Origin of the sequence: Pseudoalteromonas luteoviolacea S2607 (assembly GCF_001625575.1) — a bacterium.
GTDB classification, from domain to species: Bacteria; Pseudomonadota; Gammaproteobacteria; order Enterobacterales; family Alteromonadaceae; genus Pseudoalteromonas; species Pseudoalteromonas luteoviolacea_E.
Map to the genome: position 1 here is coordinate 12,737 of NZ_AUXV01000073.1, position 11,459 is coordinate 24,195.

General features: G+C 42.2%; 8 protein-coding genes. 6 read left to right on the forward strand and 2 right to left on the reverse strand.

The window, feature by feature from the left end:
• Positions 1-33: 33 nt before the first annotated feature.
• Positions 34-1,599, reverse strand: a complete 1,566-nt coding sequence (locus N480_RS23580) for a polysaccharide deacetylase family protein (protein ID WP_155732945.1) — start codon at positions 1,597-1,599, stop codon at positions 34-36.
• A gap of 374 nt (positions 1,600-1,973) precedes the next feature.
• Between N480_RS23580 and N480_RS23585 the strand changes: the two genes are divergently transcribed.
• A complete protein-coding gene (locus N480_RS23585; protein ID WP_063374888.1) occupies positions 1,974-3,848 on the forward strand; it encodes a DUF885 domain-containing protein in 1,875 nt (624 codons plus the stop codon).
• Between the two features lie 152 nt (positions 3,849-4,000).
• Positions 4,001-5,179: a serine hydrolase domain-containing protein gene (locus N480_RS23590; RefSeq protein WP_196761547.1), complete on the forward strand. Its 1,179-nt coding sequence runs from the start codon at positions 4,001-4,003 to the stop codon at positions 5,177-5,179.
• Between the two features lie 41 nt (positions 5,180-5,220).
• On the opposite strand, the gene N480_RS23595 is transcribed toward N480_RS23590, so the two are convergent.
• Positions 5,221-6,813, reverse strand: a complete 1,593-nt coding sequence (locus N480_RS23595) for an ABC-F family ATPase (protein WP_063374890.1) — start codon at positions 6,811-6,813, stop codon at positions 5,221-5,223.
• A 287-nt stretch (positions 6,814-7,100) separates the two neighbouring features.
• Here N480_RS23595 and N480_RS23600 point away from each other — a divergent pair, with 287 nt between their 5' ends.
• From N480_RS23600 to N480_RS23615, 4 genes are all read left to right on the forward strand, one after another.
• A complete protein-coding gene (locus tag N480_RS23600) occupies positions 7,101-9,104 on the forward strand; it encodes a methyl-accepting chemotaxis protein (RefSeq protein WP_063374891.1) in 2,004 nt (667 codons plus the stop codon).
• 9 nt (positions 9,105-9,113) lie between these two features.
• A complete protein-coding gene (locus N480_RS23605) occupies positions 9,114-9,473 on the forward strand; it encodes a hypothetical protein (protein WP_063374892.1) in 360 nt (119 codons plus the stop codon).
• Between the two features lie 260 nt (positions 9,474-9,733).
• Positions 9,734-9,913, forward strand: coding sequence for a hypothetical protein (locus N480_RS23610; protein ID WP_063374893.1), 180 nt, complete (start codon positions 9,734-9,736; stop codon positions 9,911-9,913).
• Between the two features lie 760 nt (positions 9,914-10,673).
• Positions 10,674-11,438 carry a class II glutamine amidotransferase gene (locus N480_RS23615; protein ID WP_063374894.1) on the forward strand — a complete coding sequence of 255 codons (765 nt, stop codon included), beginning with the start codon at positions 10,674-10,676 and terminating at the stop codon, positions 11,436-11,438.
• The last annotated feature ends 21 nt before the right edge of the window (positions 11,439-11,459 follow it).

Below are 11,459 nucleotides of genomic sequence, written 5' to 3' on the forward strand. Positions count from 1 at the left end.
CTACAAAAGCCGCCTAGAGGCGGCTTGTTTCAATTATTTACTTTCAAACTCAACGGTCAGTGTCTGATTTGAGGTGAGGTCCTTAAAGGTATATTCTGTAAGTGCCCCGATATTGACACCATTTAGCGTTACACTTTTCACTCGAGCATTAGCGGCCGCTTCAAAGAAGAAAGTTTGCCCGTTGCTTGGGCTAACTAACACATCGCCATACGTGTCACCATTAGGGGTCACTGACCCTAAGTGCATGACTTTAGTTGCTTGTTCTTTGGTGATTAATTTCCAAGGATCATAGTCTACCGCGAGTGCACCAGGCGCAGTGTCTGCATACCATTTGGCTTCAAAGTATTTGCCATCATGATATACCTGATCGCCTTTGCGATAAATGCTGCCTTGGATGAAGGTAGGGCTGGCGCCAATACTTTGCACAGTCACTACTTTTCCATCTGTCAGTGGTTTTGGATTTCGCATCCACTCAACAATATCTTTAAATGGGACGATACGTACCACTGGTTGCCCATTTACTTTTAAGCTTAACGCATACTGGATAAACTCCTCGATCGCTTGTTGGCGCTCAATATAAGTTGTTGCTCTACCACCTTTGTCATATTCAGATGCATATATGTTAGCGTGTGCGCCATATAGAAGAGGAGAGCGGTTACCCTCTAATCTTAAGTGTAAGTTGTGTTTTAAAATCGCCAGAACTTCGTCTTTACTCATTGCACTGCCAACCCACATATTGGTGTCAAATGCGACCATTTTCCCACCAAAAGGTTTCTCAAAAACGTTTGAAGGCAGTTGCCACAGCCCTGGGAAGTTACCTACGTCGGGCTTACCAACGCGTTTCGTTGGTGTTCCGTTGTTCATCGTATACGGCCAAGGGTTATTGGTGCCATTGTATTGATTGCCCCAGCCCTCTTCTATACTGGTGTCATACACGAAATTACCCTTTACTAAAGCTGAAAAAAGGGCGTTGTTATGATTAAGGTAGGGCGTTCTAAATCCAATAATTTCACCTACGGGTATGCCTGGACCTGCTGCGTCATTTGCGCCCGAATTTAATTCATAGGGGTCAAACGGCTTACTTAACCAAGTTTGTGTAATATTCAGCTCCTCTGTCCACTCTTGTTCAGAAAAGTTATTTGTATCTGGGCCGCCATCGCGGTGGCTCCATGTGTGGTTGCCAACTTCATGGCCGTCTAACCAAGCTTGACGCCACGCATGTTTAATACCGACAGGGTCGTTTGCAATTGACTCAATGTATGACGGCGTGTTGTAGAAACTGAATCTGACTGGCGAGCCATCAAATGTTGCTGCATTATTCGCGGTATTGGCATTTTCCAATTGCTTGGTAAAATTGATAATCCAATCCATTCCTTCTTTCGAGCCGTTGTCATCAAAACCAATAGATATAAACAGAGGTACTTGCACGGGCCGTAATTGCGCTGGGGGCATTTGGCTCCACGGCTGGTTATCAGAGTAATCATAGCTGGTAGATTGCTTGACACTGGCGCCTTGTACGTTTGCATCTTGTGCAAGTGCAGTAGCTGAAATACATGTCATTATCCCAAGAGCAATTGAAGTGAGCTTAAACTTCATCATAATTTCCTTAGTTATGGCCCAAATTGTAAATCAAATAAAATTTACAAATGGGCGATGCGTTTTTAGAAGCCATTTTCTGCAAATTATTGTACCTAAATATACACTTATTCAACTTTGATTGAGCGCAAGGGATTTTTGTGAGTTCGTTTTGTTGATTTTTATAATTAGTAAATACAGTTACTTGAAGTGTTTTTTTGAATGTGTCTCAATATGTAATTAAGGATTATGGAATTGTAATTGTTGCTTATTTTGTAACATGAGTTTGTCGGTGGTTAGATGCTATACAATACTTGTCTCATATAGCTGTATATTGTCTACAAATATGATATTTCTGTAGCCGAAATATTGTTAAAAATACTCTGGGAGCAGCTCACATGAACAAGCTAAACGCACTCGCTTTAGCGGTAATGATTGGTCTAACAGGATGTGCACAAGAAACCACATCGAGTAAATTAAGTAGTAGCAATGAAATGTCATCGCAGCAAACACTCAGCCGTGTAGATGTTGATAAGGTGGTTGAGCAATATACGCGTGAGTTTATCGCTCATCAGCCAGCTATGGCCACGTCACTTAAGCTAGATAGTGCAGATTACGGTGTGTACGCGAACAGGTTACCAGATTATTCTGTGGCCGGCATGCAGGCATTACAAATTGATATGGAGCGTGCTGCTGAACAACTTAAGCAGCTTCAAACAGCTAAGTTGACAGACAAAGACCTATTGCATGTGCAAGTAAATGAGGTAATAGCACGTTATTATGCTGGCGATAAGGTCTTCGCTGCGGGTTACGTTGACACTTGGGGTGGCCATTTACCTTATATCGTGAACCAAATATCTGGGCCCCTGATGGATGTACCAGGTGTACTGCAAAACCAACATGGCGTTGAAAGCGAGGCAGATGCCAAAGCTTACATCGACCGTTTATCTGCTTTTGCCAACATGGTGGATCAGGTAAAAGAAAAAGTACTTGCGGATGCCAAGCGTGGCGTCATTCTTCCAAAGCCGCTGTTTCCTAATACGCTCGCATATTTAAATGGGTATACTCAGCCAGCTGCAAACGAGCATGTTTTGGTTACATCCTTCAAAGACAAGTTAAATAATCTTGATAGTGTAAGTGAGCAAGCCAAAAATAATTATGTCAAAGCGGCACAAGATGTGATGGTTAATCAGGTTTACCCAGCATTCGAACGCATCGCTCATGAAATGAAAGTACTAGAAAAGCAAGCCTCAGATAAAGTGGGTATCTGGGCGCAACCAAATGGCGAAGCATTCTATCAACATGCAATCACTTATTTGGCTGACTCGGACATGACCGCTGAGCAAATTCATGAAGTTGGCAAAGCGGAAGTCGAACGTATATCTAACAGAATGGACGAGATCTTACGCGCTAACGGCTATACCAAAGGGTCTGTCAGCGAACGTATGCAGCTGCTTAATGAAGAGCCTCGCTTTCTGTTTGCAGATAGTGATGAGGGCCGCCAAGAGTTATTAGAGTTTTTAAGAGGTGAAATCAAAGTTATCAATGAGAAAGCGCCACACTATTTCTCGACTTTGCCGCCGCAAAAGGTTGAAGTTAAACGCATTCCTGTTGAGGTCGAGGCGGGCGCGCCTGGTGGGTATTACTACGGCCCATCCTTGGACGGCAGTCGCCCGGGTGTTTTCGCAATTAACTTGAAAGACATGAAAGCGGTTCCTAGTTTTGGTTTAAAAACGCTTACTTACCATGAAGCGGTTCCAGGCCACCACTTCCAAATTGCACTTAATATGTTGCAAACGGATATTGGACTGATGCGTCAAAATGCCTCTTTTAATGGCTATATCGAGGGATGGGCGCTGTATTCTGAATTACTCGCATATGAAATGGGTATGTACGAAAATGACCCATTTGGTGACTTGGGTCGTTTACAAGCTGAAGCCTACAGAGCCGCTCGTCTAGTGGTCGATACCGGACTACATTACAAGAAATGGAGCCGTGAAGAGGCCATTGCTTACTTCGCTGAGGCAACAGGGTCAGCGATGAGTGATGTCGTCCCGGCTATTGATCGATACATTGCGTGGCCTGGTCAAGCACTGGGTTATAAGCTTGGTATGCTTAAGTTTGAAGCGCTTAGAAAAGAGGCGCAACAGGCATTGGGAGACAAGTTTGATATGACTTCTTTCCATGATGAGATTCTCTTAAAAGGTGCTCGTCCACTGGCTTTGGTTGAACAAGATATCGCGCGTTGGGTTGAGAAACGCAAGTCGATGTAAAGGTATTTATGTTTTAAAAGGGCTTATGGCCCTTTTTTTATGTGTCAAATTGACGTTGATACACATTGGTACATTCAGCAGCTAGCTGATACGTATTCATTTTTTGATGAGCCATATACTTGACTTAAATGAAAAACGATATGGATACCAATATGAACCAACTTAAATACAAAACTGTGATTGCACTGATTATGTTTGGACTTAGTGCCTGTGGCAGCAATTCCAAACAAGATACGCTCGTTCAAGCACAACTAGAAACGAAGCAATCACAGCAGCAAGGGGCTAAACAGTTAGATTATCAAGCGTTGATAAGTAGCCTGATTTCAAATGAGGTGCATGGCATTATTTTACATGTCTCTTCGCCCCGCGATTCGTTTACCGCAAGCGCAGGTCTTGCCAACTTAACAACACTAGAGGCCTTGCAGCCAGATGCAGTTTACCATTTAGCAAGTAGTGGAAAAGTATTTACCGCGTTATTGGCTGTTCAACTGCATGAAGAAGGTCTCTTGGACTTAGATCTGACAATAGACCATTGGTTGCCACATGACATAACTAGCCAAATACAATATTCAGGTCAAATCACCCTCAGACAGTTGCTAAATCACAGCAGCGGAATTTATAACTACTCCGATCCCCTCAGTGAAGATGCTTACGTTGAATTTGTCATGGCAAATTATAAAAGCGGTATTTCTAATGAGCACCTACTACAGTTTGCCTATGGACAGCCAGGCTACTTTAAACCTGGAGGCGGGGTTAAATACTCCAACAGTAACTATGTGCTCGCAGGTATGATAATGGATAGTGTGCTGGGTCACCCTAATGCATTGGCGATGCGCGATAAAATCATAGACAGGTTAGCACTTAGTGATACCTTTTCGGTTGGCATTGAAAATTCAGTTGCACAGCTCACTCCCGGGTATGAAAAACAAGCGGGTACATTTGTAAATACAGGCCCCATATTAAGTCAAGTGACTGCTGCTTCAACGCCGGTGGCTTCTTCAGTTACAGATGTTGCTACAGTCATGAGAAGTATTTTTAAAGATGACACTTGGCTTTCGCAAGCTGAGCGAGAGGCGTTGTTAGGAGATACTAGCCGAGTGAAGGCATCAGCCAATTTAGATTATGTATTAGGGCTTTGGAAAGAAGAGTTTAATGGTTATACGGTTTTCCATCATAACGGCGGAAATCACGGATACATATCAAATAACATATATGTACCAGAATTAGATGTAAGTATTGTGTATTTTCTAAATTGTGGCCTCAGTGACCCATGTATTAATGCATTTAACACGATTGAGCATCAAGTAAAGCAGCATGTTATTGAACATTAATAACGAGAAGATGGGCGCGGCGATTAGCCGCGCCACATAGATCAATCTTCAATGCCTCTGAATTTTAAGAATTCAGAATACGTGCCCTTAAAATCTGTGATTTTATTGTCTTTTATTTCAAGAATACGCGTTGCAAGAGAGTCTACGAAAACACGGTCGTGAGAGACGAAGAACAGTGTTCCTTTGTATTGCTCCAGCGCCGTGTTCAATGATTCAATTGATTCCATATCCATATGGTTAGTTGGCTCATCCATTAGTAGAATATTTGGCTTATGCATCATTAACTTACCAAGTAGCATACGACCTTGCTCACCACCTGAAAGCACTTTTACAGATTTCTTGATACTGTCTTGTGAAAACAACATACGACCTAAAAAGCTGCGCAGCACTTGCTCGTCATCACCTTCTTGACGCCATTGCCCCATCCATTCCATTAGGTCCATATCTTTTTCGAAGTCTTCAGCGTGGTCTTGAGCGTAGTAACCTATATTACTGTTTTCAGACCACTTAAAGGTGCCATCACGCTGCTGTAATTGGCCTGCAAGCGTATTGAGCAGTGTTGTTTTACCGACACCGTTTTCACCAATAATGGCCACTCGCTCACCAACTTCGAAAATCCCATTGAATTGACTGAATAAGTCCTCTTCGAAGCCTTGCGATAAGTTTTCAATTTCCAATGCGTTTCTAAATAGCTCTTTAGATTGCTCAAATCGAATAAATGGGTTTTGGCGACTTGAGGCTTTAACTTCATCAAGTTGGATTTTGTCAATTTGTTTAGCACGTGATGTTGCTTGCTTTGCTTTTGATGCATTCGCAGAGAAACGCGCTACGAAGGTTTGTAATTCAGCAATTTGGGCTTTTTTCTTCGCATTGTCAGCAAGTAGACGTTCTCTTGCTTGTGAAGCTGCCGTCATGTATTCATCATAGTTGCCTGGGTAAACACGCAGCTCACCATAATCTAAGTCAGCCATATGCGTACATACACTGTTTAAAAAGTGACGGTCGTGCGAAATGATGATCATCGTGCAGTTTCGTTCGTTCAGTGTGTGTTCCAACCAGCGGATAGTATCAATATCCAAGTTGTTGGTTGGTTCGTCAAGTAGCATGATGTGCGGGTCAGCAAACAATACTTGCGCCAATAGAACACGCAGTTTCCAGCCCGGTGCGACTTCACTCATTAAACCAAAGTGTTGCTCGGTCGGAATACCAACCGCAAGCAATAGTTCACCGGCTTTAGACTCTGCCATGTAGCCGTCCATTTCGGCGAACTTAACTTCTAAGTCAGCGACGATCATGCCTTCTTCTTCACTCATTTCAGGTAAAGAGTAAATTCTGTCGCGCTCTTTTTTAACTTCCCAAAGCTCTTTGTAGCCCATGATGACGGTATCGATTACCGTAAATTCTTCATATGCGAATTGATCCTGGTTCAGTTTTGCCACCCGCTCTTGCGGGTCGTAGCTAACGTTTCCGCCAGTGGGCTCCAATTCACCACTTAGGATCTTCATAAATGTTGATTTACCACAGCCATTCGCACCAATTAGGCCGTAGCGATTACCTTCGCCAAACTTGACTGAGATGTTTTCAAAAAGTGGCTTTGAGCCAAACTGCTGCGTGATATTCGCTGTAGAAATCAAAATTTAACACCTTAAATTATTTAAAACGGCGCAACGTTACCCGCTGTTGGCAGTAACTGCAAGTATTGAATGCCAGAAATAGACGATTAGTAATTATATTACAGTTTAAACTGCACAAATATGTAAACAAGCGCTTATTTGCACGTAAGTTTGTTGCTGTTATCTTGCAAAAATTCAATTTTGTGTACTTTTATCAACAAACCTCAAAGCAATGCACTTTTTATTCGCAAAGCGCAAGATAGTTGACTATATATTGATGTATGAAGTGTTAACAAGATAGACATCAGATGCAATTAACCGTTTCAGCTCGCGTAATGAGTGGATTTACGGCAGTTGTAGTTTTGGCTTGTATTATTTACGCAGTAGCTTTGACAGGGAACATAACTATCGGTGGCTCCGTTCAAAAGGTTTCCAAACAAAGTGTGCCCACTTTGATTGCCGGCAACAACATGCTGCAATCGGTATTACTTTCTCAGCTCTCTTTAGTTCAGCTTGAAAAGGCAACATCACTTAGTCAAGTGCAATCAATAAAAACTGGTTACAGTGAACAGAAAAGCAAAAACCAGAATGCAATACGGCAGCTGCAAGAGCTAACAAAACCGATTGCTGACATCAATCTTACCTTTAAGCAGTCAAGTGAGCTGAATACATCTTTTTTTCATGCCGCTGATAAGGCGTTTGCAGACGTTACCAGGGTCGTTAACCTCTCTCAGAAAACGGCTGAACTAGCCAGTGAGTTTGGTGATATGGGTGATGAAACGCTGAGCTATGCCTATGACCTTGATGGTTTGTCAGATGATGACGCTGTATCTGATACAGTAAATAGCTTTATTGAAAACATCGAAAACCTCGTCGATGAAGTGAGTTCCGGCTTACGTTCAAACATTAAGTTTGAAGTGCTAAATGTGCAGTCCGTAGCGAAAGATACGCTCGATGAAATGGACGGGCAGTTTGCTTCTATTAAACAGGCCTCTGGTATTTCGGGCACAGAGCAAATCACTGTGATGGAAGATAATTTCGCGCGTTTTAAAGACGCCTTAGTAGGGCCTGAAAGCGCGTTGACAGCGAGAGTTAATACCCTATCAGAAAAGCAAAAAGTCGGGTCTGAAATACAAAGTGCCAAAGACGCAGCTAACCAGCTGCAAATACAATTAGATGAGTTAAACAAGCGCATTATAGGTTTAACTGACGAAGCCCAACAAGAAGCAAAAACCGCAATAGATGAGAGTCAAACAGTCACAACGGCACTCACCGTATTGATGATAATACTGTCTGTCATAATCGCTTTTTATGTTATCAACAGTATTCGCAAGCCTTTGTACACAATTGTTGATCTGATCAATAAAGCTGCTAAAGGGGACTTAACCGTACAATTTGAGCAATTTCAAAAGGATGAGTTCGGGCAACTGGCCAACAACATGCAAAAGCTAATTTCAAGCCTCGCTACAATTCTGCGTGAAGTAACCAGTAACACGCAGGTGCTAGCGTCAACCGCTGAACAGACTAACAGCATTTCAGAACAGAGCTGTAATAGCGCGTCGCAACAGAGTGAACAAATGAGCGCGATGAGCAGTTCAATCTCGGAAATGAAAGAAACCGTGAGCTCTGTTACAGACAGTATTCATAAAACCTTAGAGCATGTGCAGCAAGCAAGCTCTGAAGCAACCTGTGGAGAGCAACGTTTGCAGGCGAACGTTGCTGAAATCAAAGAGCTTGAAGTTTCCATTGAAAAATCAGCAAACGCCATCTCGATGCTCAGCAGCGAACTCGACAATATTAACTCCGTGCTTTCAGTTATTAGAAGCATAGCCGAGCAGACAAATCTACTGGCTTTAAATGCCGCAATAGAGGCCGCTCGGGCAGGAGAGCAGGGTAGAGGGTTTGCAGTTGTTGCGGATGAGGTTAGAACATTGGCAAGTCGAGCGCAAAATGCCACTGAAGAGATTGAAAAAGCAATTAGTGGATTACAAGAAGGGGCACGAGAGGCCGTAACCACCATGTCCACATCACAAAAAGAAACTCAGACGTGCGTTCAAGGCATAGAGTCAGTCAAAGATACTTTAGTGTCAATCGTAGGCAGTGTGGAAACGATAAAAGACATGAGCCAACAAATCGCAGCGGCTTCCGAAGAGCAAAGCCTTGCGGCTATGAGTCAATATGAAAATGTTCAGCATATGCATGAAATAACAGACTTAACGTCGAATCATGCAAAAGAAAATCAACAGGCCAGTCGACAGCTCGCTGAAATGGCAGAGACGCTTAGAGCCATGATGAGCCAGTTTAAAACTTAGGAGAATGCAATGAAACTACTGTTAGCAATTGGCGCGGTGTCCCTTGTACTTAGTGCCATGCCTACTGAGGTAAAAGCAGGCACATGCGAGATTAAATACCTGAGAACGGCTTGTCCAGGAAAAGAGAAAATCAGTTATAAAAAGTGTAAAGGTAAACAGCGCTGCTCCAAATTCAAAGAAGCAGCAACGGCTGCTGAGTGTGGAGAAATGGCTGTGAAGTCATGTCGAAATAAACGCCTTACGATCACACAGTCCAAAGTCATTACCGCACTTTTTGACGGGCAGCAAATCAAAGCAAGTAATGGCAGCGAGGATTTTTGTACCGTGTATGCAAAGGCGTCTGAAGAATTTAATAAGTGCGGCGGGTAGTAATAAACAAAGCTTGAAGCTTGAGTTAGGCACACTCGTTTATGTATAGACCCCTTGTACTTTTAAAACGATTTGCATTCAATCTTGAATTAGGTTGTTAGACATTATAATTCGTTTCTTCACTTTTCAAATTTCAATATAACCGCTACCGACCTTTAAAGTTAAGGCTGGTAGCGTTCACCTTAAATAATCATTGTATATTGTATCCAATATTGGTGGTGTCATAGGTGAAGTTGTTTTTAATGAAAAAGGAATGGACTATGAAAATTAAATTGAACAAAAAGAAACTCATTAGCTTGTCAGAAGACACCAATACTTTGCCTCAGCAGTTAACACCCCAAGTTGTTGGAGGGTACCTTTCTGTGCAAATTTGTGGCCCTACAATATCTTGTGGTAGATGTTATGCCGATACGTACAAGGGGCCAGATGGTCAACCGTAATGAGAGTAGTGGCTTCGTATTAGCGAAGCCACTGCAATATGCGTTATTTTTCGACAGAGTATGGGTTCTCAGCCTTTAAGCTGGATTTTAAATCTGCTTTTTGAGGGGGATTAACCAACCAAGCGCGTACATTTTGTGAGTTTTGCGTCGTCTTTTATATCAAATTTTCCTGAATATATTTTAGTGAAAGACTGGATAGTAGCGCACTCACGGAGCTGATTTGCCACGACAGCGTCGCTATCGTGTCGAGTCAATTGGCGCTAGTTCTGTTTGAATGTTAGTAAAACTGAAATCTTTTTTATTTTCTTTTCAAGTAACAAAACCTCTATCGATATTCAGTGGACATTGCAGTTTGACTAAGTATGAGCCCTAAATAAATACTCGATAAGTGTCGATTTTAGAATCCCATTTTCACACCTAGTACATTTGCATAATTACTTTTCCAGTTTGTAGCTTGTTCCGTTATATGTGAGCAAATATGTCACCAAAGGCAGTAATAGACAGCACAATTTATTCAGATAATATCAATTACGCTGTAGTGACCTCTAACTGCGGGCTAAGTTTGGCATTTAGATGGTGCAAAGCTGAGGTAATACGCTTATTACTGAGTTGGAGCCATTAGTAAGTTAATGGTAAAATCTAAAAAAACAAACCATCGCTCACATAGTAAGAATCAAAACTGCGCTCTAATATGTGAATACCGAATTTTTATAGTTAAAATGATGGCTTAATGTATTGATTTTTAAGGAATATAAGTTATATGTGTGAACTGCTTGGGATGTCTGCAAATGTGCCAACAGATATTTGTTTTAGTTTTTCTGGCTTACTCGAGCGAGGGGGTAACACAGGTCCTCATAAAGATGGTTGGGGCATTACCTTTTATGAAGGTAAAGGGTGTCGTACATTTAAGGATCCAGAGCCAAGCTGTCGTTCCGAAATAGCAAAGTTAGTTAAGGCTTACCCTATAAAAAGTGTCTCTGTGATAAGTCATATAAGGCAGGGTAATCGCGGACGGACATGTTTAGAAAATACCCATCCGTTTACCCGAGAGTTGTGGGGTAGGGAAATATCTTATGCTCATAACGGTCAGTTATCTAACTACAAAGATCTAAAACCAGAATACTACAAACCTGTCGGTAATACAGACAGTGAGCTGGCATTTTGTTGGCTGTTAGATAAAATTCGCGAAAAATATCCCAAAAAGCCCTCAAACATGGCAAGTGTATTCCGTTATGCTGCGAGATTAGCCAATCAGTTAAGGGAAAAAGGTGTGTTCAACATGCTGCTAACGGACGGGGTTTTTGTGTTGGCGTATTGTAGTAATAACCTGCATTGGATCACGCGCCGAGCTCCATTTGGTAAAGCAACGCTCATTGATGCGGACATGGTGGTTGATTTTCAAAAAGAGACGACACCTAATGATGTAGTAACTGTCATTGCAACACGTCCGCTGACCAATGATGAGCAGTGGAACAAGATGGAACCGGGTGAGTTTGTGTTATTTAAACTTGGGGAAAAAGTTTAAATAACAGGTGCCACGGCACCT

Bases quoted from the DNA above. Each gene is read 5' to 3' on its own strand.
- N480_RS23580 (WP_155732945.1), bottom strand. From the start codon at position 1,599: ATGATGAAGTTTAAGCTCACTTCAATTGCTCTTGGGATAATGACATGT.
- N480_RS23585 (WP_063374888.1), top strand. From the start codon at position 1,974: ATGAACAAGCTAAACGCACTCGCTTTAGCGGTAATGATTGGTCTAACA.
- N480_RS23590 (WP_196761547.1), top strand. From the start codon at position 4,001: ATGAACCAACTTAAATACAAAACTGTGATTGCACTGATTATGTTTGGA.
- N480_RS23600 (WP_063374891.1), top strand. From the start codon at position 7,101: ATGCAATTAACCGTTTCAGCTCGCGTAATGAGTGGATTTACGGCAGTT.
- N480_RS23605 (WP_063374892.1), top strand. From the start codon at position 9,114: ATGAAACTACTGTTAGCAATTGGCGCGGTGTCCCTTGTACTTAGTGCC.
- N480_RS23610 (WP_063374893.1), top strand. From the start codon at position 9,734: ATGAAAATTAAATTGAACAAAAAGAAACTCATTAGCTTGTCAGAAGAC.
- N480_RS23615 (WP_063374894.1), top strand. From the start codon at position 10,674: ATGTGTGAACTGCTTGGGATGTCTGCAAATGTGCCAACAGATATTTGT.